The sequence below is a fragment of the Modestobacter sp. SYSU DS0904 genome, from assembly GCF_054051115.1.
This window is the reverse complement of sequence record NZ_JBJHAQ010000009.1, coordinates 25908-48797: the sequence shown is the minus strand read 5'-3', so window position 1 is coordinate 48797 and position 22890 is coordinate 25908. Positions and strand designations below refer to the sequence as shown.

At 75.0% G+C, this 22890-nt stretch carries 22 protein-coding genes; 8 read left to right on the top strand and 14 right to left on the bottom strand.

The window, feature by feature from the left end; genetic code table 11:
- Positions 1-199: 199 nt before the first annotated feature.
- The gene (locus ACI79U_RS08420; protein WP_457069811.1) at positions 200-1165 is read left to right on the top strand and encodes a hypothetical protein; all 966 of its coding nucleotides are present in this window, start codon (positions 200-202) and stop codon (positions 1163-1165) included.
- A gap of 6 nt (positions 1166-1171) precedes the next feature.
- Here the strand turns inward: ACI79U_RS08420 and ACI79U_RS08415 are convergent, their stop codons facing one another.
- The 6 genes from ACI79U_RS08415 to ACI79U_RS08390 form a co-directional block, all read right to left on the bottom strand.
- On the bottom strand, positions 1172-1771 hold the full coding sequence (locus ACI79U_RS08415) for a TIGR03086 family metal-binding protein (RefSeq protein WP_457069809.1): 600 nt from the start codon (positions 1769-1771) through the stop codon (positions 1172-1174).
- Positions 1768-2187: a hypothetical protein gene (locus ACI79U_RS08410; protein ID WP_457069807.1), complete on the bottom strand. Its 420-nt coding sequence runs from the start codon at positions 2185-2187 to the stop codon at positions 1768-1770. The genes ACI79U_RS08415 and ACI79U_RS08410 overlap by 4 nt, the downstream gene beginning before the upstream one ends.
- 4 nt (positions 2188-2191) lie before the next feature.
- On the bottom strand, positions 2192-2350 hold the full coding sequence (locus tag ACI79U_RS08405) for a hypothetical protein (protein ID WP_457069805.1): 159 nt from the start codon (positions 2348-2350) through the stop codon (positions 2192-2194).
- 33 nt (positions 2351-2383) lie between these two features.
- Positions 2384-3334 carry a siderophore-interacting protein gene (locus ACI79U_RS08400; RefSeq protein WP_457069803.1) on the bottom strand — a complete coding sequence of 317 codons (951 nt, stop codon included), beginning with the start codon at positions 3332-3334 and terminating at the stop codon, positions 2384-2386.
- A 154-nt stretch (positions 3335-3488) separates the two neighbouring features.
- Positions 3489-3932: a very short patch repair endonuclease gene (locus tag ACI79U_RS08395; protein ID WP_457069801.1), complete on the bottom strand. Its 444-nt coding sequence runs from the start codon at positions 3930-3932 to the stop codon at positions 3489-3491.
- Positions 3929-7372, bottom strand: a complete 3444-nt coding sequence (locus tag ACI79U_RS08390; protein WP_457069799.1) for a TM0106 family RecB-like putative nuclease — start codon at positions 7370-7372, stop codon at positions 3929-3931. Before ACI79U_RS08390 ends, ACI79U_RS08395 begins: the two co-directional genes overlap by 4 nt.
- A 129-nt stretch (positions 7373-7501) precedes the next feature.
- Here ACI79U_RS08390 and ACI79U_RS08385 point away from each other — a divergent pair, with 129 nt between their 5' ends.
- A complete protein-coding gene (locus ACI79U_RS08385; protein WP_457069797.1) occupies positions 7502-8515 on the top strand; it encodes a LacI family DNA-binding transcriptional regulator in 1014 nt (337 codons plus the stop codon).
- On the opposite strand, the gene ACI79U_RS08380 is transcribed toward ACI79U_RS08385, so the two are convergent.
- The 4 genes from ACI79U_RS08380 to ACI79U_RS08365 all read right to left on the bottom strand — a co-directional run bounded on the left by ACI79U_RS08380 (position 8443) and on the right by ACI79U_RS08365 (position 12437).
- Positions 8443-8961, bottom strand: a complete 519-nt coding sequence (locus tag ACI79U_RS08380) for a DUF3995 domain-containing protein (RefSeq protein WP_457069795.1) — start codon at positions 8959-8961, stop codon at positions 8443-8445. The genes ACI79U_RS08385 and ACI79U_RS08380 overlap by 73 nt on opposite strands.
- Before the next feature lie 13 nt (positions 8962-8974).
- The gene (locus ACI79U_RS08375) at positions 8975-10192 is read right to left on the bottom strand and encodes an acetyl-CoA C-acetyltransferase (RefSeq protein WP_457069793.1); all 1218 of its coding nucleotides are present in this window, start codon (positions 10190-10192) and stop codon (positions 8975-8977) included.
- Positions 10193-10320: 128 nt separating this feature from the next.
- Positions 10321-11106, bottom strand: coding sequence for an SDR family NAD(P)-dependent oxidoreductase (locus ACI79U_RS08370; RefSeq protein ID WP_457069790.1), 786 nt, complete (start codon positions 11104-11106; stop codon positions 10321-10323).
- Between the two features lie 62 nt (positions 11107-11168).
- Positions 11169-12437, bottom strand: a complete 1269-nt coding sequence (locus ACI79U_RS08365; RefSeq protein ID WP_457069788.1) for a DUF222 domain-containing protein — start codon at positions 12435-12437, stop codon at positions 11169-11171.
- 147 nt (positions 12438-12584) lie between these two features.
- Here ACI79U_RS08365 and ACI79U_RS08360 point away from each other — a divergent pair, with 147 nt between their 5' ends.
- The 3 genes from ACI79U_RS08360 (at position 12585) to ACI79U_RS08350 (ending at position 15190) form a co-directional block, all read left to right on the top strand.
- Complete coding sequence (locus ACI79U_RS08360; RefSeq protein ID WP_457069786.1) at positions 12585-12794, top strand: hypothetical protein; 210 nt, start codon at positions 12585-12587, stop codon at positions 12792-12794.
- A 103-nt stretch (positions 12795-12897) separates the two neighbouring features.
- Positions 12898-13908 carry an alcohol dehydrogenase catalytic domain-containing protein gene (locus ACI79U_RS08355; protein WP_457069784.1) on the top strand — a complete coding sequence of 337 codons (1011 nt, stop codon included), beginning with the start codon at positions 12898-12900 and terminating at the stop codon, positions 13906-13908.
- Positions 13909-13939: 31 nt separating this feature from the next.
- A complete protein-coding gene (locus tag ACI79U_RS08350) occupies positions 13940-15190 on the top strand; it encodes an MFS transporter (protein WP_457069782.1) in 1251 nt (416 codons plus the stop codon).
- A 3-nt stretch (positions 15191-15193) separates the two neighbouring features.
- Here ACI79U_RS08350 and ACI79U_RS08345 read toward each other — a convergent pair whose 3' ends face one another.
- Positions 15194-16093, bottom strand: a complete 900-nt coding sequence (locus ACI79U_RS08345) for a potassium channel family protein (protein WP_457069780.1) — start codon at positions 16091-16093, stop codon at positions 15194-15196.
- 125 nt (positions 16094-16218) lie between these two features.
- Here ACI79U_RS08345 and ACI79U_RS08340 point away from each other — a divergent pair, with 125 nt between their 5' ends.
- The 3 genes from ACI79U_RS08340 to ACI79U_RS08330 are packed head-to-tail and all read left to right on the top strand — an operon-like array spanning position 16219 to position 19605.
- On the top strand, positions 16219-17883 hold the full coding sequence (locus ACI79U_RS08340) for an FAD-dependent oxidoreductase (protein ID WP_457069778.1): 1665 nt from the start codon (positions 16219-16221) through the stop codon (positions 17881-17883).
- The gene (locus ACI79U_RS08335; RefSeq protein WP_457069776.1) at positions 17880-19307 is read left to right on the top strand and encodes a sensor histidine kinase; all 1428 of its coding nucleotides are present in this window, start codon (positions 17880-17882) and stop codon (positions 19305-19307) included. Before ACI79U_RS08340 ends, ACI79U_RS08335 begins: the two co-directional genes overlap by 4 nt.
- Before the next feature lie 10 nt (positions 19308-19317).
- Complete coding sequence (locus ACI79U_RS08330) at positions 19318-19605, top strand: UBP-type zinc finger domain-containing protein (RefSeq protein ID WP_457069774.1); 288 nt, start codon at positions 19318-19320, stop codon at positions 19603-19605.
- Positions 19606-19630: 25 nt separating this feature from the next.
- On the opposite strand, the gene ACI79U_RS08325 is transcribed toward ACI79U_RS08330, so the two are convergent.
- From ACI79U_RS08325 to ACI79U_RS08315, 3 genes are all read right to left on the bottom strand, one after another.
- Positions 19631-21307, bottom strand: coding sequence for a CocE/NonD family hydrolase (locus ACI79U_RS08325; protein ID WP_457069772.1), 1677 nt, complete (start codon positions 21305-21307; stop codon positions 19631-19633).
- Positions 21308-21349: 42 nt separating this feature from the next.
- Positions 21350-22150: an SDR family NAD(P)-dependent oxidoreductase gene (locus tag ACI79U_RS08320; protein ID WP_457069770.1), complete on the bottom strand. Its 801-nt coding sequence runs from the start codon at positions 22148-22150 to the stop codon at positions 21350-21352.
- 260 nt (positions 22151-22410) lie between these two features.
- Positions 22411-22869, bottom strand: coding sequence for a hypothetical protein (locus ACI79U_RS08315; RefSeq protein ID WP_457069768.1), 459 nt, complete (start codon positions 22867-22869; stop codon positions 22411-22413).
- Between the last annotated feature and the right edge of the window lie 21 nt (positions 22870-22890).

Below are 22890 nucleotides of genomic sequence, written 5' to 3'. Positions count from 1 at the left end.
TTCAGGGAGTGGATGCGCAGCACCGCGGAACGGCTGGCGGGGGTCGGGGAGCACACGACCTCGGGCGCTGTCCTCCACGGTGCCACCCGGACGTGTGCGCCGGGTGTCCCGACGTGGTGAGAGCGCCCACGGTGCCGCCCCACCCGACCCGGCCGGCGCTGCGGTTGCCGGTCATGCGATCCCCGCGCAGGGTCAGAGCATGACCGGGACCTTCACCCGCGGCCTGCTCGCCGGCGCCGCCGGGACCACCGCGCTCAACGCCGTCACCTGGCTGGACATGGCCGTCCGTGGCCGGCCGGCCAGCACCCTGCCCGAGGAGACCGCCGATGCGCTGGCCCGCGCGGCCGGCAGACCGATCCGCGGCAGCAGGCAGGAGCGGGCGTCCCGCCGCACCGCGCTGGGTGCGATGAGCGGGATCACCAACGGCGTGGCGCTGGGCGTGGTGTCCAGCGTCGTCCGGTCGGCCGGCGTGCGGCTGTCGTTCCCGGTGGGCGCGGTGGTCAAGGGCGCCGCGTCGAGTGCGGCCACCAACCTCCCGGTGGCCGCGCTGGGGGTCAGCGACCCGACGACCTGGACCCGCCAGGACTGGTTCGGCGACGCGCTCCCCCACCTGGCCTACGGGGCGACCGTGCAGGCGGTGGTGTCCGGGCTGCCGACACCGCGGGAGCGGGTGCTCCCCCGGCAGAAGGCGCGCGCCGGGCTGGTCTGCCGGTCGCTGCTGCTGGGGGTGGCCACCGGCGGGCGCAGCTCGCTCGGGGTGGCCGCGCCCACGCTGACCGCGCAGGACACCGGCGCGGTCAAGAAGCTGGCCTCGCTGGCCTCGGTGGCCGGCGAGGTCTACGCCGACAAGCAGCCGGGGGTCCCGGCGCGCACCAGCGCGCAGGTGCTGCCGGCCCGGCTGGTCAGCGGCGCCGGCGGTGGGGCGCTGCTGGCCCGGCGGGCCGGGGCGAACGCGGCCCTGCCGGCCACCGCCGGGGTCGCCGGCGCGCTGGCCGGCTCCTACGGCGGCGTCGCCTGGCGGCGGTGGGCCGGGCACCGGCTGCCGGACTGGCAGGCCGCCGTGCTGGAGGACGGGGTGGCCGTGCTGCTCAGCCTGGCCGCGTGCCTGCCCGGCCGGCGCCGCTCGACCCGGTTGGCGCAGGTGCGCATCCCCGCCCGGTACTGAACCGGGTCAGCCGACCCAGTCGGGATCGCGACCGGCCAGCGCCAGCGCTCGGTCCAACGGGTTCGCGTCGGCAGGCACCGGGACGGCGGGGCCGTACCACCCGCCGTCCCGGCCCATCGGGGCCAGCTGCTCGACCGCGGTGAGCGTGGTCCGGGCGAGCCCGGCCGAGACGAACAGCGGCGCCCCCACCGCGCGGGCCAGGTCCCAGCCGTGCAGCACGAACTCGCTCAGCATCAGCGGGCCGACGACGGCGGCGGGCACGGTGGCGCCACCGAGCACCGTGTCGCCCTCCCACGCGGCCCGGTCGGCCCAGGCATCGGCGGCGGCGTCGAGCTCGGGGACGATGGCGGCCGCCCACTGCTCCGGGGGCAGCCCGTCGAGGAACGGCGCGGGCCGGCCGGATGCCGGCGGGTCCAGCGGCATCCGGGTGGCCGATCGCTGGGAGATCAGCGCCGCCCAGGCCAGGTGGTCCAGCAGTGCGCGGACGTCGAAGTCGGCGCACGGCGTGCGGGCGGACAGGTGCTCGGGGCGGACGGCGGCGAGCGCGCTGTCGGCCAGCTCGGCGGCGGACCGGACGGCCTGCGGCGGGAGGGCCGGGCCGGTCACCGGTCCTGGTCCTGCCCCGCGGTGGAGTCCGCCGCGGACAGCAGCCAGCCGGGGCCGGTGACCCGGGCGGTCTCCGGCAGCCGGGCGCGCAGCCCCCGGTCGGCGGTGACCACGAGGAGGTCGTCCCCGTCGTCGGCCAGCTCCGCGGCGGTGGCGGCGAGCGCGTCGTCCCCGCTGCCCTGGGCTCGGACCAGCCGGAGGCCGGCCGGCTCCTCGACGCCCCGGGCCTGTCCCTCGACGACGGCGATCAGCTCGGTGACGGTGACCTGACCGCCGTCGTCCGGTGCGTCGAGGCTCGCCGTCCGCAGGGCGGCGAGCCGCTGCAGCAGCCGGGCCGTCGCGCCGGGACGGTCCCGCCACCACCCGTCGGGGCGGGAGCCGAGCACGTTGGCGACGTCGACCAGCAAGACGGTCATCGGATCAGCCCTTCCGGGAGGAGCTCAGCACGGCGGTGCCGGCGACCACGGCCAGCGCCACGACGGCGAGCCAGAACAGGCCCTTCAGGACCCACCCGACCACGCTGAGGGCGATCCAGACGAACACCACCAGGGCCAGCAGGAGCAGCAGGGTCCGCAGCACACCCCGACGGTAAGGCTCCCGGAGCGGGTCCGCTCAGCCGCCTTCGGCTGCGCCGATCCGCCAGTAGCCCATGAACGCCACCGAGGTGCGCGGGACGCCCAGGTCGCGCACCAGCCGGCGGCGCAGCTTCTTGACCATCCCGGCCTCGCCGGCGAGCCAGGCGTAGCAACCGTCGGCGCGGGCCTCGGGGACCTCCCAGAGCAGCCCGCTCTCCAGGTCGACGTCCTCGGGCTCCTGGCCGGGGGTGGGCTTGGCGACGCCGAGCTCGCACAGCGCGGCGTGCACCGCCGGGCCGAGCGCCTCGCCCCGGGCGCGCTCGCCGCGGACCAGCCAGCGGACCTCGACCCCGGCGGGGACGGCGAGGGAGAGGACGTCACCGGCGACCGGGACCTCCAGCACCGCGATCGTGCGGCGGCCGGCGGGCAGCGCCTCGACGATGGCGCTGATCGCCGGGACGGCGGTCTCGTCGCCGGCGAGGAAGAGGGTGCCGTCGGCCGGCGGGGCCCATTCGACACCCCAGGCGCGGCCGGTGCCCGGCCGGTCGGGGCCGAGGATGACGACCCGGTCGCCGGGGACGGCGGCGGCGGCCCAGGAGGCGGCCGGGCCGGCGTGGCCGTCGGCGATGCCGTGCAGCACGACGTCGACGTCGACCTCACCCTCCTCCGGGCGGGCGTCGCGCACGGTGTAGGTGCGCAGGTGCGGGCGGCGGTCGTCGGGCAGCGCGCAGTACTCCTGGTACCAGCCGGGGCCGTTGGTGAGCAGCTCCTCGACGGGGGCGCCGTCGCGGGAGAGGACGAGCTTGATCCGCTGGTCGGCGCCGCCGACACCGAAGCCGGTCAGGTCCGGACCCGCCAGGGTGAGCCGCAGGAACGTCGGGCTGATCCGCTGGACGCGGGCGACGCGCACGGAGAAGAAGCGGTACTCGGGCGCCACGGCCGGAGCCGACGCAGCCCGGGCGGGACGTTCGGTCGTCGCCGTGCTCATGGTGCTCTCCCGGATTGGCAGACCGGCGCTCCCGCCACCGGACGTTGGTGAGGCTAGCCTAACCAACCACCCGAGGGAACCGCCTGCGCAGATTCTCCGGCCGACCGTTGCACCCGCGCGGCCCGTTCCGCGGCCCGTCCTGGGTCCCCTGGGTTCAGCGCTCACCCCGGTCGCGCAGCTCGGCACAGATCCGGTCGGCCACCGCGCCGGGGTCTTCGTGCTCCCAAAAGCGCAGCACCCGCCAGCCCAGTTCGGCGAGCACGGCGTCGGTCCGCCGGTCCCGTGCGACATTGCCGGCCAGCTTCTCCGACCACCAGGTGCCGTTCGCCGTCGGCTGGTGGCCACACGTCGGGCAGGCATGCCAGAAGCACCCGTCGATGAAGACCACCAGGCGGCGCCCCTTCCACACGAGGTCGCCCCGGGCCCGGGTCTCTCGGCAGGGCCGCACGTCGACCCGGAAGCGGACCCCGCGGGCGTGCAAGCGACGTCGCACCGCCAGTTCGGGTGCGGTGTCGCGGCGCCTCTGCCGCCGGAAGCGCTCGCGCACCGGGGCCGACGACGGCGGCGGCGTGACCCCCAGGTCGACCTGGCTGGTCATGCGCCGGTCAGGGCGGTGGGGGTGCCGGTGGCGACCTCCACCAGCCGGCAGAGGCCGTTGACCAGCCGCAGCTGCTCGGGGGTGTGCGCCGGCGAGGTGAGCAACGCGGGGCTGCCGACCAGGTAGGCGACGGTCTTGGCCCGGGACAGCGCGACGTTGAGCCGGTGCCGGTCGAGCAGGAACTCCAGCCGGCGCGGCACGTGCGCACCGCTGGACGCGGCCAGCGAGAACACCGTCACCGCGGCCTCGCGCCCCTGGAACTTGTCGACGGTGCCGACCTCCACCCCACCCAGCCCGGCGGCGGCCAGCGCGCTGCGCACCTGGTTGACCTGTGCGTTGTACGGGGTGACCACGAGGACGTCGGCCTGGCCCATCACCCGCTCGCGGCTCCCCGCCCGCCAGGGGCGGCCCATCAGGTCACCGACCAGCTCCGCGACGACGGCGGCCTCCTCCACCGACGCGGCGCCGTTGCCCTGGTGCTCCACGGGCACCCAGCCGAGGCCGGCCGGCGCCGCCCAGCGCGGTGGCGCGTCCAGCTCGTTGTCGGCGGTCACCCAGGCCGGCTGCAGCTGCCCGCCGTAGGCCAGGCCGCTCACCACCGAGCACAGCGCCGGTGCCATCCGCCAGGACCGGTCGAGGAAGACGCCGCGGTCGGCCGGGAGCACCTCGTCGGCGCCGAGCACGTGCTCGAGCGCGGACACGTCGGCGCCGTCGGGGTGGATGCCGCGGCCGGGCTGCCGCAGCTGCTGCGGGTCACCCAGCAGCACCAGGTTCCGGGCGGCGCGGCTGACCGCGAGGGTGTTGGCCAGCGACAGCTGGCCCGCCTCGTCGACCACCAGCACGTCGAGCCGACCGGCCAGTTCCGGGCGGGTGAGCAGCCACGACGTGCCGGCGACCAGGTCGACGTCCCCGGCGTCCAGTGCGTCGACCACCTGGCCGTTGCTGCCGACGCACTGCACGTCCCGGTCGCTGCACCGCTGCGCCTCGTCGGCCTTCTGCAGCGCCCGGACCGGCACCCCGGCCTCCCGGGCCGCGGCCATCACCGCATCGAGGAGGTTGCCGATCACCTTGTGGCTGGAGGCGGTGAGCCCCACCCGCCGGCCGGCGCGGATCAGGTCGACAACCGCCCGGGCGCCGGTGTGGGTCTTGCCCGCGCCGGGTGGCCCCTGCACGGCCAGCACCCCGCCGTCCAACGCCGCGGCCAGCCGACGCACCGCCGCCCCGGGCTCCTCCCCCGGCTCGCGCAGCCGGGTGCCGGCCACCAGCCGCGGCGGGCGGCGCAGCAGCAGGTCACGGGCGGCCCGGCGCGGGCCGCCGGCGTCGATGCCGGTGGCGGCGACCTGCTCGCCCAGCTCGGCGAGCGCGGCCCGGAACAACGCGTCGCTGGGTGGGGCGGTCGGCAGCAGCCCGGTGGGGTGCTCGGCGGCCATCGCCGTCCCCCGGGCGAGGACGACCCAGCCGGCGGTCGGGTCGACGTCGACGACCGAGCTGGTGACCCGCGAACCGTCCGCGGCCGGCAGCAGGTGCTCGAAGCGGGACCCGGCCGACACCTTGGTCTCCTGCGGCGGGAACGTGTAGCGCCAGTGCTGCGAGCGCCGCTGCGCTCCGAGGAACTCGGCGTCGGACAGCGGCCCGAGGGCGGCGGTCTCCCGCTCGAGGTCGTCGGCGGGGAGGTCGCGCAGGCGGAAGTACTCCCACCAGGCCGACCGCGCCTCCCGCGCGTGCCAGCCCAGCTGCTGGGCGAGCAGCCAGGTGGCCTCCGCCTCCGCGGTGCGCCCGGCCGGCGGCAGCCCCGCGGTCAGCCGCTCCTCGAGCTCCTCGCGCAACACCTGGGCCGCGACCAGCTCGGCGGAGGCGTCCGGGTCGCCGTCGGCCGGCCGGCGGAGCTCGGCGCCGGAGCGGAGCAGCTCGGTGCGGCGCTCCTCCAGCCAGGCGCGCAGCTCCAGGGTGGAGACGCAGTCGTCGCGGTTGTAGGCCTCGATCTGGTCGAGCAGCCCCTGGTCGCGGGTGGCCAGCCAGCGTTCGAAGGCGACGATGCTCTCCCCGGCGTCGGAGACGTCGGCGCCGTGGGCACGGGTGCGGCCGCGGTAGTAGTCCTCGACCTGCTTGATCGAGTACGACTCCTTGCTCAGCCGCAGCCCCTGCCGGACCACCGCGTAGAGGTCGACCAGGACGTCGGCCCGCAGCAGCCGGTCGACCTCGGCCTCCCGGGTGCCCAGCCGGGCGGAGAGGGTCTTCAGCCGGGTCGGCTCGTAGGGCGCGTAGTGGTAGACGTGCATGGCCGGATCGGCGGCGTGGGCCGCGGTCAGCTGGTCGACCAGCGCCTCGAAGGCCCGCTGCTCGGCGGCCGCGTGCTCGTCGCCGGTGGGGTCGCAGCCCCAGTGGGCGGTGAACCCGCCGGCGGCGTCGAGCACGCCCCACAGGTACTCCAGCCCGTTGTCGCCGGCGAACGGGTCGCCCTCGATGTCGAAGAAGAGGTCACCGCTGCTCGGCGGGGGCAGCAGCTCGAACCCGCGGCCGGGTTCCCGGGGCAGGAACTCGTAGGACGGCTGGCCGGTGGTGCGCTCGGCCGCCTGGAGGCGGGCCTGCTGGGTGAGCCGCTCCCGGGAGGTGCGCCCGATCGCGTCGGGCAGCGCCTCGGGGGACCGCCCGGCGAGCGCGCTCAGCGTGGGGATGCCGGCGTCGGTGAGGGCCAGGGCGTGGTCGCGGCGCATGAACGCCACCAGGGAGAGCGAGTCCTCGCCGCGCCAGCGCTCGGTGCAGGTCTCCCGCCACGGGCAGACGCCGCAGTGCGCGTTCGGGTAGGGCGGCGCCAGCTCGCCGTCGTCCAGCCGGGCGAGGAACCGCTGCCGGGTGCTGCGGGTGTAGGCCTCGGCGTCGGAGTAGCGGAACACCAGCTCCTGCTGGTCGCCGGTGACGACGGTGAGCAGCTCGGGCGGCGTGCCCTGCAGCTGCGCCAGCAGGTCGCCGTAGAGGGCCATCTGCAGCAGGGCGGGGACCTTGATCCGGCGCGCCAGCTTCGTGTCGGCGACGTCGTAGGCCCACGGGCCCAGGTCGCTGGCCCGGTCGGTGCGCTTGAGCAGGAAGTCGGCGTGCCCGCGCCAGGTGCCGTCGGTGAAGGTGGCCTGGTAGACGACGTCGGCCCCGGCGCGCATCGCGGCGAGCGTCTCGGCCTGGGCGCGGCGCAGGGCCGCCGGGTCCTTGCCGGTGGGGGCGGCGATCTCGACGACGGACAGCCCGCGGTCGCGCAGCCGCTGGAGGTGCCGGGCCTCGTGGTCGATGCCGTGCGCGGCGACCAGCTCGGTCATCGGGTCGACGGCGGTGGGCCGGGTGCGCTCACCGCGGGCCACCTCCAGCGAGAGCCGGGTGAGGTGCTCGCACTCCAGGAAGCCGGTCAGGTCGCTCGCGCTGACCACCAGCCCGCCGTCGATCTGGTACACCGCGCCTCCGTTCCCTCCCCCCGGTGGAGGAGCTGCGGACGACGCTAAGGGCAGGGTCCGACGGTTCCGGATCCGGGCGCTCCCTCGACTGACGGGATGATCATGGCGCCGTACCTATAGTGATGAATCGTGTCCGCCACGCTGTCCTCCGTCGCGGCCTACGCCGGGGTCAGCACCAGCACCGCGAGCCGGGCGCTCTCCGGCCACCCGGCGGTGCTGCCCAGCACCCGGGCCCGGGTGGAGGCCGCCGCCGCGGCGCTGCAGTACCAGCCCAACCGGATGGCCAGTGCGCTGCGCACCCGGCGCTCGGGGCTGCTCGGCCTGGTGGTCAACAACCTGCGGAACGCGACCTTCCACACCATCGCCGAGACCCTGCACAACTGGGCCGCCGGGCACGGGTACCAGGTACTGGTCTGCACCACCGGTGGCGACCCGGCCCGCGAGGCGGCCTTCCTGCAGACGGCGCGCGCGCACCACTTCGACGGGATCGTCGTCGCCGGCTCCGGGGCCAACACCGACCTGGTCAACGCCCTGGTCGCCGACGGCCGGGCGGTGGTGACGATGAACCGCGAGGTGCCCGGGTCACTGGCCCCGTCGGTGATGTCGGACTACCGCACCTCGGCCCGGCTGGGCACCGAGCACCTGCTCGGGCTCGGGCACGTCCGGATCGGGGTGGTGGAGGGCCGGGCGGAGGTCACCTCCGGGAAGCTCGGCGACCTGGGCTTCCGGGAGGCGATGGCGGCCGCGGGCCTCCCGGTCGACCCCGAGCTGGTCGCGCGCGGGCCGTTCGTCGTCGACTTCGGGCAAGAGGCCGCGACGGCCCTGCTCGGGCTCGCCGAGCCGCCCACGGCGCTGCTGGTCAGCAACCACGAGGCGTCGCTGGGCGTGCTGCAGGCGATCGCCGCCGCCGGCGTCCGGGTCCCCGGTCAGCTGTCGGTGGTCTGCACCGAGGACGAGCCCTCGTGGGCGTGGTGGACCCCGCCGATCACCACCGTCGACAACCGCGCCGACCTGCTCGCGGAGCGGGCGGCCGCCGTCCTGCTCGCCCAGCTCGTGGGCGCCGAGAGCGCCTACCCGGTGAGCCGCGAGGAGCTGGTCGAGCCGGTGCTGGTCGAGCGGGCGTCGACGGCGCCACCCCGCTGACCGCGGGTCGCGGCGACCACCATCAGCAGCGCGGCACCCCAGAGCAGGAACCAGGGGTCCCACAGCAGGACGTGCCAGCGCAGCGCGCGCTCGTCGGCGACCGGCCCGAGGTCCAGCACCCCGGTGAGCACCGCACCGCCGAGGAGCACGTTCGCACCGCCCCACCCCACCAGGACCAGCCCGGCCAGGACGGCGAGCACCCGCAGCGACCGCGCGCGCCACCGCAGCAGCGCGGGCCCCAGGGCCGCCGCGAGCAGCTTCCCGACCACCACGGCCGCGCCGAGCCCCACGGCCGCGGCCGAGCGCTCCCGGGCCAGCTGCTCCATGGCACCGCCCACGGTGTCCAACAGGGCGGTGCCCCCGGCGGTCCACCAGGCGCTCACCGCCGCGGACGCCAGCCCGAGCACGGCGGACAGCCAGGCGGCTGCCCGACCGGCCCGGCTCACCTGCGGACCGGGCTCAGCTGACCCGCTCGAAGACGGCGGCCAGGCCCTGGCCGCCGCCGATGCACATCGTCTCCAGGCCGTAGCGGGACTCGCGCCGGCGCATCTCGTGGGCCAGGGTGGCCAGGATCCGGGCGCCGGTGGCGCCGACCGGGTGGCCGAGGGAGATGCCCGAGCCGTTGACGTTCACCCGGTCCCGGTCGTCGGCGCCCAGGCCCCAGGCCTCCAGGCAGGCCAGCACCTGGCTGGCGAACGCCTCGTTGAGCTCGATCAGGTCCATGTCGGCCAGCGTCAAGCCGGTGCGCTCCAGGACGGCGGCGGTGGCCGGGACCGGGCCGATGCCCATCGTCTCCGGCGGCACACCGGCCACCGACCAGCCGACCAGCCGGACGAACGGCTCCCAGCCCCGCCGGTCGGCCTCGGCCCGGGTGGTGACGACGCACGCCGCGGCGCCGTCGTTCTGGCCCGAGGCGTTGCCGGCGGTGACCGTGGCCTCGGGGTCGACCCGGCCCATCACCGGACGGAGCTTCGCCAGGTCCTCCATCGTGGTCTCCGGCCGGGGGTGCTCGTCCTCGAGGACGACGCGGGCGGGGGTCTTCCGGGTGCCGGGCACCTCGACGCCGATGATCTCGTCCTTGAACCGGCCCTCGCGGATCGCGGCGCCGGCGGCCTGCTGCGAGCGGAGCGCCCACGCGTCCTGGGCGAGCCGGTCGATGCCGTGCTCGCGACGGACGTTCTCCGCGGTCTCCAGCATGCCGCCGGGCACCGGGTGGTCGACGCCGCCGGCGGTCTCGCGGGCGCGGGCCAGGCGGTCGTGCAGCATGACGCCGTCGCCCTTGGCGCCGGTGCGCAGCCCGAGGGCGTAGTGCTCGACGTTGCTCATCGACTCCACGCCACCGGCGATCACGACCTTGCCGGCGCCCGAGGCCACCTGCATGGCCGCGTACACGACGGCCTGCAGCCCGGAGCCGCAGCGCCGGTCGATCTGCAGGCCTGGGACCTGCACCCCCAGACCGGCGTCGAGGGCGGCGACCCGGCCGATCGCCGGGTTCTCGCCGCTGGGGTTGCAGTGGCCGAGCACGACGTCGTCGACCTCGCCCTCCGCCAGGCCGGTCCGCTCGGCGAGGGCGCGCAGGGCGGTCGCGGCGAGCTGGTTGGCGCTCAGGCCCGCGAAGACGCCGCCCATGCGGCCGACGGGCGTGCGCAGGGGGGAACAGATGACGACGTCGTCCATGCACCCACTGTGCCAGCTCTCCCCTGTCCCGGCGCTGCACCGGCGTCCGCTCAGCGGAAGCCCGAACCGGACGACGCCCCTCCCGGTGGACCGGGAGGGGCGTCGCGGTGGCGCGGTGGCGCGGGACGTCAGTCGCGCGGCTTGGCCATCGCCTCGTGGGCGGAGGTCTTGAAGGCATCCGGCAGGACTTTGTTCATCGCGCCCTGCGCCTTGGTCATCAGCGAAGCGGCGACGATCTGCTTCTCCCCCTTCATCATGGCCTCGAAGCCCTGCTCGGCGACCTCGGCCGCACCGTCCTTGGGGCCCTTGCCCATGGCGGTGTCCTCCAGGTCGGCCCGCCGGAAGAAGTCGGTGTCCGTCGGGCCGGGCATCAGCGCCGTGATGGTGACCGCGGAGTCCTTCAGCTCCTGCTGGACGGCCTCGGTCAGCGACTGGACGAAGGACTTCGACGCGTTGTAGACGGGCTGGTAGGCACCGGGCATGGTCGAGGCGATCGAGGAGGTCACCAGCACCCGGCCCTCGTTGCGGCCGGTCATCTCCACCAGCACCAGCTTGAGCAGGGCCGCGGTGGAGACGACGTTGAGCTGCATGACCTCCAGGTCGTCGGCCCAGTCGGTGTCGATGAAGGCGCCGCCGCGGCCGACCCCGGCGTTGAGGGCGGCGGCGTGCAGCGGCCGCCCGAGCCCCTGGACCCGGGTCCACAGCTGCTTGATGCCCTCCGGGGTGCGGAGGTCGGCCTGGACGGGGATCACGTCGGCGCCCTCGGCGCGCAGCTTCGCGGCCGCGGTGTCGATGGTGGGGTCCTCGGCGTCGATCACCAGGTCGAAGCCGTGCTGGGCGAACTGCTTGGCGAGCTCGAACCCGATCCCGCTGGAAGCGCCGGTGACCAGGGCGAGGGGCTTGGTCTCAGTCATGGCGTGCGACTACCCGGCGCCCGTGGAACGGAACCGTGCGCCGGGCCAGCCCAGCTGTCGCGTCACGTGATCGGTGGTCCGAGGATGATCTCGGTGCCGTCGGGTCGCCAGGTGCGCCATGGGCCATCGGGTTGTCGCTCGACCCGGAACCCGTGGTGGACCTTGGTGTGGTGCCGCTCGCACAGCAGCGCTGAGTTCTCCAGGTTGGTCTCGCCACCGTGGAGCCAGTGGATGAGGTGGTGCACGTCGCACCACCAGGTCGGGGCGCCGCAACCGGCGAACACGCAGGACTTGTCCCGCCGCTCGACGGCCTTGCGCAGGCCGGGGGTGACCACCCGGTGGTCCCGGCCGAGATCGAGCGGCACGCCGTCGGGGCCCATCACGATCCGGGAGATGCTCCCGTCGCAGGCCAGGTAGCGGGCCCGGGCGGCGGAGATCGTCGCCCCGAACCCCAGCTCCGCCGCACCCGCGCCGATGGCGGGGTCGACCAGGTCGTCGAGGTCGATGCCGACCACCACGTGCGGCTTCACCGTCCGCAGCGTCGGCAGGTTCCCCGATGCCAGCGCGTTGTCGCACAGCTGCACGAACGCGTCCGCCTGCTGCTGGGACCGGGTCCGCAGATCACCCTTCGGCCGGTCGGCCTGCACGTGGGACTCAACGGCCGCCTGCACCTTCTCCCCACCCACGGCATCCAGCTCGAACCGACCCGTGACGCTGCCGTCGGCGTGCTTGACGATGGTGAACCGCCGGCCCTCGGTCGGGTCCGGCTCCGGGCCGTCGGGGTCCAGCGCTTCGGTGAACGCCTGCACCGCAGCGACCAACGACTGGTGCGGCGACTCCGCTGCCACCTGCGCCCACACCTGGTCGAAGGCCGCCAGGTCCACGTCCTGCTCCTGCGCCCTCGCCACCTCCCCGGGGCCGACCTTCTCCGCCACCACGTTCACCTGCGCCGCACTCACCGCACCCGCGGCGAACCCCGCCGCCAGCACCGGGAAGGACTCCAGCACCCGACCGGCCCGCACGATCCGCGACGCCTCGGTCGGCGCCACCCGCACGTGCCCGATCAACCACGACCGCATGCTCTTGAGCGCATCCCGCTCACACGCCTGCGTCGTCTCTGCGTGCCGCACCGTGCGGGTCAGCTCCGCATCCAACCGGTTCCGCGCGGCCACCAGCAGTGCAGTCCGATCCAGCACCTGACCGTCGGACAGCCCGTGCAACCCAGAGCCAGCCAACGCATCCAGCGCCGCGGACAGCTCGTCCAGGCCCTTCGCCGGCAGCTCCGCGACCACGTTCGGCGCAGGGGCATCCAGCGTCAAAGAGTCGCCCACGGACACCCCCCCACCGATTCGAATGTGTGTTCGAAGTCTAGCGGGACCCGGCTCGTCGGACCAGTCGAATCCGCAGGTCAGACGCTCGTCCACAGATCCGCCGACGCCCTTGACACACCGCTGGAGAGCGCCCGGCACACTCGACCGGTGACCGACGCGACGACCCCGGTGATCTGCTCGGCCAAGGGCTGCGCCCACCCCGCCCGCTGGCGGCTCGTCTGGAACAACCCGAAGCTGCACACCCCGGACCGGGAGAAGGTCTGGACGGCGTGCGACGACCACCGCGAGCCGCTCTCCCACCACCTGGCCATCCGCTCCTTCCTGCGCCGGGTCGAGCCCCTCGAGCACGCCGGGTAGGTTCTGCGGTGCACACGGGAGCCCGGGCGCGGGCTGAGACGGCGGACGACCCCCGCCGACCGTCCAACCTGATCCGGTTCGTACCGGCGGAGGGAGCTGCCCGATGCTCGCTGCCCGTTTCCACGCGGCGCACCAGCCACTTGCCCTGGACGACGTCCCGGTGCCCGAGCCCGCCCCGGACGAGGTGCGCGTGCGCATCGGCGCCGCCGGCGTCTGCGGCACGGAACTGCACTTCACCGACGGGCTCTACGCGCCGGCGTGGACCCCGATGACCCTGGGGCACGAGGCCGCCGGCACGGTCGAGGCGGTCGGTTCCGCGGTCACCGGCTGGGGCCCGGGCGACCGGGTCGCCGTCTACTACTACCTCTTCTGCGGGGCCTGCCGCTGGTGCCTGCGTGGGCGGCAGAACCTCTGCCTGGCCCCACGCGGCGTGCTGGCGTTCGCCGCGGACGGCGCCTTCGCCGAGCAGCTGGTCGTCCCGGCGCACTGCCTGGTGCGGCTGCCCGACGAGCTGTCGTTCGAGCAGGCCGCGCCCCTGTGCTGCGCCGGCACCACCGCGGTGCACGCGCTCTCCGAGGCCGCCGTCGAGCCCGGTGACCTGCTGGTGGTCATGGGCAGCGGTGGGGTCGGGCTGGCCGCGGTGCAGGAGGCCCGGCGCCGGGGGGCGACCGTCGTCGCGGTGAGCCGGGACGACGCCCGCCGCGCCGCCGCCCGCACGGCCGGGGCGACGGCGGCGGTGGCCCCCGCCGACCTGACCGACACCGTGGCCCGGCTCTCCGGCGGTCAGGGCGCCGACGTCGTCGTGGAGCTGGCCGGCGTCACCGCCACCCTCGAGCTGTCCACCGCGGTGCTGGGCCGGCGCGGCCGGCTGGTGCTGGTCGGGTACAGCGCCGACCAGCTCACCGTGAGCCCGCTGGCGATGGTCGTGGCCGAGCAGCGGGTGGTCTCCAGCGTGGGCAACACCCTCGCCGAGCTGGAGCAGGCGGTGGCCCTGGCCGCGGCCGGCCAGCTCACTTCCCCGGTCGCCGGCACGCTGCCGCTGACGCAGGTCAACGACGCCCTGGACCGGCTGCGCGCCGGTGACGTGGCCGGCCGGCTGGTGCTCACGCCGTAGCGGTCGGGGGGGCGTGTCAGGATCGCTCCTCGTGCGACGCCGCCGCGGGGAGACCGCACTGCCCCGCGAGGTCCGCGTGCTCGCCCTCGTCGCCTTCGTCGTCGCGCTGGGCTTCGGCATCGTCGCGCCGGCGATCCCGCTGTTCGCCCGCTCCTACGGGGTCGGGACGACGGCGATCGGCTTCGCGGTCAGCGCCTTCGCGTTCTTCCGGTTCGTCTCCGCGTTCGCCGGTGGCTCGCTGGTCGAGCGGATCGGCGAGCGGCTGGTGCTGGCGGCCGGTCTGGTGATCGTCGCGCTCACCACCGGCGCGGCCGCGCTCGCCGCGACCTATCCGGTGTTCGTGGCGTTGCGCGCCGCCGGGGGCGTGGGCAGCGCGATGTTCACCGTGGCCGCCCTCTCGCTGCTGCTGCGCACCGCCCCGTCGGCCCAACGCGGCCGGGCCGCGGCCACCTACCAGGGCGGCTTCATCCTCGGCGGCATCGCCGGCCCGGGGGCCGGTGGCTTCCTCGCCGAGATCTCGCCGCGGCTGCCGTTCTTCGTCTACGCCGGCTTCCTGCTGGTCGCCGGGGCGGTGGCCATGGTCCTGCTCCGGGTGCCCCGGCAGCCGCCGTCGGAGGCGCCGGCCGAGCCGGTGGCCCCGGGCGTGGACCAGGGCGGCGGCGCCGACCCCGCGGCCGACCCCGGCACGGAGGCGCCCGGCGGCGGCCTGCGCGCGGCGCTGCGCTCGCGCGCCTACCTGACCGCACTGGTGGTCAACCTCGGCGTGGGCTGGGTGCTCTTCGGGGTGCGCAACTCGCTGGTGCCGCTGTACGTGACCGAGGAGCTCGGCAAGACGGTCGCCTGGGCCGGCGCGGGGCTGCTGGCCGGTTCGGTCGCCCAGGCGGTCGGCCTGCTGCGCGCCGGCACGCTCGCCGACCGGTGGGGCCGCCGTCCCTCCCTCGTCCTCGGTGCGGGGCTGGCCACCGCGTCCCTCGCCGTCCTGGTGCTGCCGCCCGCGACGGGCGCGTTCCTGCTTTCCATGGCCAGCTTCGGCCTGGCCGCCTCGCTGCTGGCCAGCGTGCCGGCCGCGGTGGTGGGCGACGTCAGCCCGGCGCGGAGCGGCCGGGTGGTCGCGGTGTTCCAGATGACCTCCGACCTCGGGGCGGTCTGCGGGCCGCTGGTCGCCGGCTGGCTGACCGACAACCTGTCCTACCAGTGGGCGTTCGGGGTGAGCACCGGGGTGGTGGGCCTCGGTCTGGTGATGGCGCTGGCGATGCCGCGCACGGTGCGCCCGGCGACCTGAACGTCAGTCGCGGCCGAGCGCCTGGTGGCCGTGGTCGGCGGCGAAGGCGTCCAGCACCTCGGCGACGCTGCCGCCCCGCTGCAGGAACTCATCGTCCAGGATCTTGGCGAGGTCGTGCACCGACTGCTCGAGCAGCTGCCCGGCGATCCGGACGTCCTCCCGAGGGGCATCGCGCGCGGCGTGCTGCAGGTCCCACGCGGTGGTGAGCACGGCGGCCAGCGATGCGTCGTCGTCCCCGTCGCGGAAGTAGTAGGTCTCGGAGTACTGGGTGACGTCCACCCGGATGCGGACGACGTCGTCGGCCAGGGTCGCCACCACCGACGCGGGCAACCAGCCCTCCGGAGCGCCGACGAACCGGGCGACCCCGACCCGCCGCAGGCCGGAGAGCTGCAGCGCGAGCGCGCGCCGTCGGCTGAGTGCCGGGTAGATCTGCAGCACCCAGGTGACCCCGGCGGTGAGCAGGGCGAACCCGAGCAGCGCCTGGACGGGGACGACGATCCGCAGCCAGTCCGCAGCCGGTGTGACGTCACCGAACCCGAGGGTCGCCAGCGTGACCGTCGAGGTGTAGAGCGCGTCGAGCCAGCCACCCCGCTCGGAGCGGTCGAGGTCGCTGCTCAGCACGAACCCGTCGGGCAGGTGCGGCCAGTACACCAGCGCGAAGCCGAGCACGAGCACCATCACCCAGGCCGCCATGACCAGCACCAACGCCGTCGGCCCGGACAGCACGCCGGACCGCCCACGCTGCCGTCTCGACCTCGTCAGCCGCCACACAGCGGACATCAGGTGGCTGCTCAGCCAGCCACTGCCCGTCGGGTGCCACAACGTCTTGAAGACGTCCCGCAATCCGATCAGCACCACCAGCCCACCGACGGCGGTCACGACCCAGCCCCACGCCCCGTCCACCCGGCCAGCCTGCCAGGAGACCGGGACGGCTACCGGTGGACGCCCGGGAGGGGTTGGATGAGCCGTGCCACCGGGGGAAACCCCACCCGGGGCGACCACCCCTCGCGGCCTGGACCGGAGGCGCCGTGCCCGCAAGACCCGTCCTGCTCACCGTCGACGACGACCGCGCCGTCAGCCGCGCCGTCGCCCGCGACCTCCGCCGCCACTACGGCGACCGGTACCGCGTCGTCCGCGCCGAGAGCGGCCCCGACGCGCTCACCGTGCTCCGCGAGCTCACCGCCCGCGGCGAGGTGACCGCCCTGCTGCTCGCCGACCACCGGATGCCGGGGATGACCGGCGTCGACTTCCTCGAGCAGGCGATGGACCTCGTGCCCGGCGCGAAGCGCGTGCTGCTGACCGCCTACGCCGACACCGACACCGCGATCCGGGCGATCAACGACGTCGACCTGGACCACTACCTGCTCAAGCCCTGGGACCCGCCGGAGGAGAAGCTCTACCCGGTCCTCGACGAGCTGCTGGAGCAGTGGTGCCGGGCGGCGCCGGCGGCGTTCGAGGGGATCACCCTGCTCGGCCACCAGTGGTCGGCCGAGACCCAGCAGCTCAAGGAGTTCCTCGCCCGCAACCAGGTGCCCTACCGGCATCTGCAGGGCGAGGCCGCGACCGCCGTCCGCACCGCCGCCGGGCTGACCGACGACGCCCTGCTGCCGGCCACCGTCTTCCCCGACGGCGCAGTGCTCAGCCGGCCCGCGCTGCGCGACGTCGCCGAGCGGTGCGGCCTGCCCACCAGCGCCGGCAGCCCCTTCTACGACGTGGTCGTCGTCGGCGCCGGTCCGGCGGGGCTCGGGTCGGCGGTCTACGCCGGCAGCGAGGGGCTGCGCACCCTGCTGGTGGAGCGGACGGCGACCGGCGGCCAGGCCGGCACCAGCAGCCGGATCGAGAACTACCTGGGCTTCCCCCGCGGGGTCTCCGGCGCCGAGCTGGCGATGCGGGCGCGGGAGCAGGCGGTGAAGTTCGGCGTCGAGGTGGTCACCACCGCCGAGATCACCGAGATCGCCCCGCGCGGCGACGGCCGAGTGCTGCGGTTCGCCGACGGCACCGAGGTGACCGCGCACGCCGTCGTCCTGGCCACCGGGGTGCAGTGGACCCGGCTGCCGGCGACCGGCGCGGAGGAGTTCTCCGGCCGCGGCGTCTACTACGGCGCCGACCCGCACGAGGCGCTCGGCTGCCGGGACGAGGAGGTCTACGTCGTCGGCGCGGCCAACTCCGCTGGCCAGGCCGCGCTGCACTTCGCGAAGTACGCCCGGCGGGTGGTGATGCTGTGCCGCGGTCCGGACATCCGCCGCGGCATGAGCGAGTACCTGGTGTCGCGCATCGAGGCCTCCGACGTCATCGAGGTGCGCACCTGCACCCAGATCGTCGCGGTCGAGGGCGGGGACCACCTGGAGCGGCTGGTGCTCGCCGACACCGCCGACGGCGGCACCGAGACCGTCGCGGCGTCCCGGTTGTTCGTCTTCATCGGCGCCCGGCCGCTGACCGACTGGCTCGGGGACGCCTTCTCCCGCGACGAGCACGGCTTCCTGCGCACCGGCCCCGCGCTGCTCGACGGCGACGGCCGCCCGCCGGCGGGCTGGCCGCTGACCCGGGCGCCCTACCACCTGGAGTGCTCGGTGCCGGGGGTGTTCGCCGCCGGCGACGTCCGGGCCGAGTCGGTCAAGCGCGTCGCCGGCGCCGTCGGCGAGGGCGCGATGGCCGTCACCCTCGTGCACCGTTACCTGGAAGGCACCTCATGACCAGCACCAGCCCGCGGGTCGGCATCGACGAGCTGCGGTCGCTGTTCCTGTTCGAGTCCCTCGACGACGACGTGCTGGCCTGGCTCGCCGAGCGCGCCGAGGTGCGGGTGTTCGACGCCGACGCCGTGGTGTTCGCCGAGGACGAGCCGGCCGAGGCGCTGTTCGTGCTGCTCGAGGGCACGCTGCTGCTGACCAAGCACGCCACCGGCGAGGACGTGGTGATCAACGAGACGTCGCACCGCGGGTCGTACTCCGGCGCCGTCCGGGCCTTCACCGCCGGGCCGCCGCAGCGCTACCAGAGCTCGATGCGCACCACCCGGCCCAGCCGGTTCCTGCGGCTGGCGGCCGCCGACTTCGCCGAGCTGGTGCAGCAGCAGTGCCCGATGGCGGTGCACCTGCTCGACGGCATCTACGAGGGCGTGCGGGCCACCGAGTCGACGATGCGCCAGCGGGAGCACCTGGTGCAGCTCGGCGTGCTGTCGGCCAACCTCGCCCACGAGCTGAACAACCCGGCCGCCGCCGCGGTCCGCGCCACCGAGCAGCTGCGCACCCGGATCTCGGGGATGCGCAACAAGCTGGGCCTGCTGGCCAAGGAGGGGCTGTCGCCGGAGCTGGTGGCCACGCTGGTCAGCGTCCAGGAGCAGTCCGTCGAGCGGGCGATGAAGCCGCGGCCGGAGCTCTCCGCGCTGGAGGAGAGCGACCTGGAGGAGGCGATCTCCGACCGGCTGGAGGAGCGCGGCGTCGCGCACGCCTGGGAGCTCGCCCCGGTGTTCGCCGCCGCGGGGCTGGACGCCACCTGGGTCGACGACGTCGTCGAGCAGGTCGACGGCGGGCTGAAGTGGGACGCCGCCTTCGGGTGGATGCGCTACACGCTGGAGACCGAGGCGCTGATGAGCGAGATCGAGGAGGCCACCACCCGGGTCTCCGCGCTGGTCGGCGCGGTCAAGCAGTACTCCCACCTGGACCAGGCGCAGCACTCCGAGGTTCCGCTCAAGCCCGGCTTGGAGAGCACGCTCGTCATGCTGGCCCGCAAGCTCACCGGCATCGCGGTGCACCGGGAGTACGCCGCCGACCTGCCCGTCGTGCCCGGCTACCCCGCCGAGCTGAACCAGGTGTGGACCAACCTGATCGACAACGCCGCCGACGCGATGAACGGCTCGGGCGTGCTCACGCTGCGCACCCGCGCCGACGACGGGTCGGTGGTCGTGGAGATCGGCGACGACGGCCCCGGCATCCCGGCCGAGCTGCAGCCGCGGCTGTTCGAGCCGTTCGTCACGACCAAGCCCGCGGGCCAGGGCAGCGGGCTGGGCCTGGAGAACGCCAAGCGGATCGTCGAGCGGCGGCACGGCGGCTCGCTGACCTACACGACCGGCCCGGCCGGGACGACGTTCCGCGTGCGGCTCCCGCTCCGCGCCGGCTCCTGAGGAGGGCACGATGACCAGCTGGCGGGTGCAGGACGGCGGTACCTGCGGGCACACCGCGGGGCTGCCCGAGCCGCCGGGCCCGGCGACGGTCTGCCCGGACTGCCTGGCGATCGGCGGCTCCTGGGTGCACCTGCGGCGGTGCCTGGGCTGTGACCACGTGGGGTGCTGCGACTCCTTCCCGAACCGGCACGCCACTGCCCACTTCACCGCCACCGCGCACCCGGTGGTCGCCTCCGCCGAGCGGTCCGAGCACTGGGCGTGGTGCTACGCCGACTCCGCCGTCCTGCTCCCCCGCTGACCGGTCCGGCCGGCGCCGGGCCCGGTCACGCCTCCCGGGCCGGCAGGACCGGGACGAGCAGGTGCGAGGGGTACCGGCCGCCGGTGTGCACCACCTGCCGGCCGGAGTTCACCGTCTCGTCGTGCCGGGCGAACGTCAGGTGGCGCGGGTACCGCATGACGTCGCTGCCCTGGACGACCAGCAGCAGCTTCTCCCCCGCCTCGAACCGGGTGCCCGAGGGCCACACCTCGATGTCCAGCCGGGTCGGCTCCCCCGGCACCAGCGGCAGGGCCCGCCGGTGCGCGAGCACCGGCAGGTACGCGGTGGACCGTTCCGGGTCCAGCTCGCGGTGCGAGGCCCGCTGCCAGCCGACGGCGACCGGGCCGTCCTCGAACTGCCCGTAGTAGGGGAAGCCGACCTGCCGGCCCTGCGCGTCGAGCTTGAACAGGGCGACGAAGACGTCCATGTCCTCGGCCTCGTCGGCCGACATCCACAGCGTCGCCGTCACGTGGCCGACCAGCTCGATCGGCTCCGGGAAGGTGATCTCGAAGGTCGCCCGGCGCGGGGCCAGGCCGCTGCCCAGCCCGTCGTAACCGGCCTCCTCCTCGGTGGCCGGCGCCGTCCAGTCGAGGGCGCCGTCGCCGGCGCGCAGGTGGAGCCGCCGGTACCCGACGTCCTCCAGGGGCCACTGCTCGGCGTCCCGCCAGGTGCCCTCGTAGTACCGCTCGCGCACCTCGGCCCGCACCCGCGGCCAGGACTCGATGCCGGTGCCGGCCCGGTCGAGCAGGAAGTGGTCGAAGAAGGCCCGCTGCCGCTCGACCAGCTCCGGCTCGTAGTAGTAGGCCCACTTCTTGCGGCCGTGCACGTCCAGCCACTTCTGCGCCGACGAGATGCGGCGGAAGCCCTCCAGCGTCCCGCGGGAGTGCAGCCCCTGGTCCGCCCAGCTGGCGACGACGTAGGCCGGCACCCGGATGTCCTCCAGCGGCGGCACCTTCGACGCCCAGAACGCGTCGAGGAACGGGTGCGCCGCCGTCTCCGCCTCGAGGTCCTCGATCTCGGTGGTGCTGGCCCCCCAGCGCTCCCAGATGTAGGGCCAGAACGACGTCTCCGGGATGCCGCCGTGCCGGGCGACCTCGCGGTAGGTGTCGTTCCACCCCTCCCACGGGTTGATCGCGGCCAGGTGCGGCGGGTTCAGCGCGGCGACCCGCCACTGCAGGCTGCTCAGGTAGGAGACCCCGGACAGGCCGACCTTCCCGGCGCTCCACGGCCGCGTGCCCGCCCACTCGACCAGGTCGGCGAAGGCCTGCCCCTCCTCCGGGGAGTGGTAGGTGGCCCGGCCCTCGGAGTACCAGGTGCCCGGGCAGTCGGCGAGCACCAGGGCGTAGCCGTGCGGCAGCCAGTACTCGGGATCGGGCGCCTCGAAGGTGGTGAGGTCGGAGGTCCACTCCGGCCGGACCCCGGCGTTCGGGTAGATCTGCCCGATCGGCGCCGGGTTGTGCTTGCCGTAGGGCGACCAGCTGATCAGCGGCGCGGCGGGCACGTCGGTGTCGGGCCGGTAGACGTCGACGTACATCACGGAGCGCCCGTCGCCGAACGGGACGGCGACGTCCCGCTCGATCACCATGCCCGGGCGGTGCTCCACCCGCGGCTGCGGCGGGCGGCCGCCCCGCGACTCCGGGGTGCTGCGCGGTGCGCGGAACAGGTACTCGAACTCCTCGGCCACCCGGCCTCCTCCCTCTCGATCGCCGCGGACCGGCAGGTGCCCTCAGGCCAGCAGCTGGCCGCCGTCGACGACGACGGTCTGCCCGGTGACGAACCCGCTCTCCGGCGCGCTGAGCCACAGCACGGCGCTGACCAGGTCGCGCGGCTTCATGCCCCGGACGATGAAGCGGGACTCGGCGGCCCGCTGCAGGTACTCGGCGCTGTTCATCCGCACCGCGGCCTCGGTCTCGACCAGCCCGGGCGCGACGGCGTTGACGGTGATGCCGTCGGGGCCGAGCTCCCGCGCGGCGACCCGGGTGATCCCCTCGACGGCGGCCTTGCTGGCCACGTAGTGCACGAACCCGGCGGTGCCGTTGTGCACGGTGCCGGAGGAGATGTTGACGATCCGGCCGCCACCGCGCCGCCGCATCGCCGGGACGACGGCCTTGATCGCCTGCCAGGTGCCGCGGGCGTTGACCCGCATGACCAGGTCCCAGCTGTCGTTGTCGACCTCGGTCATCGGCCGCTTGCCGCCCAGGTCCATGAAGATGCCGGCGTTGTTGACCAGCACGTCGACCCCGCCGCTGGTCTCCCCGCCGCTGGTCTCCACGGCGCGGGCCACCAGGGCGGCCAGGTCCTCGTCGGAGGTGATGTCCGCCGGCACGAAGGTGACCCGGCCGGGCCCGGTCGCGGTGACCTCGGCGGCGAGCCGCGCACCGGCCTCGGTGGCGCGGGGCACGTCGGTCGCGACCACGTCGTCGCCGAGGGCGGCGAAGGCACGGACGAAGTCCCCGCCGATGCCCCCGGTGGCGCCGGTGACGACGACCGACCGGCGGGTGGGGGTGCTGTCTGCGGGGGCGCTCATGCGTGCTCGGGTTCCTCTCGGTTCCGTGGCCGCTGGGAGCGGGCCCCGGTGGCGACCGCCCGTCAGCCGTGACCGGGTGCCCGCCCCGGCATCCTGCCCGGCGGACCCTCCCGGGTCGACTCGTGCCCAGGTCGACATGTCGAGGAGTCGAGCTGTCGAGGAGTCGAGGAGTCGAGGAGTCGAGGAGTCGAGGAGTCGATGGGCCCCGCACGCGACGACGGCGCCGCCCCGCGTGGGGCGGCGCCGTCGTGGCGGTCTGCTCAGGCGGGGCGGCCGCCGGCCCGCTCGCGCGCCGCGGTGACCGCCGCGGCGTCCAGTGCGTCGGCGTCACCGCGCTCGCGGGCCTGCTCCTGCTCGTCGAGCCACGCGGTGTGGTCCTCCCAGGCGGCGTGCGGGGAGGTGCCGAGCGCATCGGCGATCTGCTGCCAGCCGGCGCCGCCGCGCAGGGCGGCGCGGATGCCCAGGTGGCGGTTGCTGTGTGCCTTGCGGGCGACCACCTCGCCGAGGGCCAGCAGCTCGAGGGCCTCCTCGACGTCCAGCGAGGTGCCCACGTCCTTGAAGGACAGCCAGTCGTCGTCGGTCTCGGCGTTGTCGGTCGGCGTGTCGATGGCGACGTTGTCCCGGCGGCTCAGGAAGTCCAGCCGGGTCACGGCGGTCATGAGCGAGAACTCGCTCTCCAGCACCTCGGGGGTGATGGCGACCTCAGGCAGAGTGGTCATGAAGCACTGTGTTTCCCGACA

Excerpts from the sequence above, each read along its gene's own strand:
- ACI79U_RS08420 (WP_457069811.1), top strand. The coding sequence starts at position 200 with ATGACCGGGACCTTCACCCGCGGCCTGCTCGCCGGCGCCGCCGGGACC.
- ACI79U_RS08370 (WP_457069790.1), bottom strand. The coding sequence starts at position 11,106 with ATGACTGAGACCAAGCCCCTCGCCCTGGTCACCGGCGCTTCCAGCGGG.
- ACI79U_RS08375 (WP_457069793.1), bottom strand. The coding sequence starts at position 10,192 with ATGGACGACGTCGTCATCTGTTCCCCCCTGCGCACGCCCGTCGGCCGC.
- ACI79U_RS08335 (WP_457069776.1), top strand. The coding sequence starts at position 17,880 with ATGACCAGCACCAGCCCGCGGGTCGGCATCGACGAGCTGCGGTCGCTG.
- ACI79U_RS08395 (WP_457069801.1), bottom strand. The coding sequence starts at position 3,932 with ATGACCAGCCAGGTCGACCTGGGGGTCACGCCGCCGCCGTCGTCGGCC.
- ACI79U_RS08330 (WP_457069774.1), top strand. The coding sequence starts at position 19,318 with ATGACCAGCTGGCGGGTGCAGGACGGCGGTACCTGCGGGCACACCGCG.
- ACI79U_RS08410 (WP_457069807.1), bottom strand. The coding sequence starts at position 2,187 with ATGACCGTCTTGCTGGTCGACGTCGCCAACGTGCTCGGCTCCCGCCCC.
- ACI79U_RS08400 (WP_457069803.1), bottom strand. The coding sequence starts at position 3,334 with ATGAGCACGGCGACGACCGAACGTCCCGCCCGGGCTGCGTCGGCTCCG.
- ACI79U_RS08315 (WP_457069768.1), bottom strand. The coding sequence starts at position 22,869 with ATGACCACTCTGCCTGAGGTCGCCATCACCCCCGAGGTGCTGGAGAGC.
- ACI79U_RS08320 (WP_457069770.1), bottom strand. The coding sequence starts at position 22,150 with ATGAGCGCCCCCGCAGACAGCACCCCCACCCGCCGGTCGGTCGTCGTC.
- ACI79U_RS08355 (WP_457069784.1), top strand. The coding sequence starts at position 12,898 with ATGCTCGCTGCCCGTTTCCACGCGGCGCACCAGCCACTTGCCCTGGAC.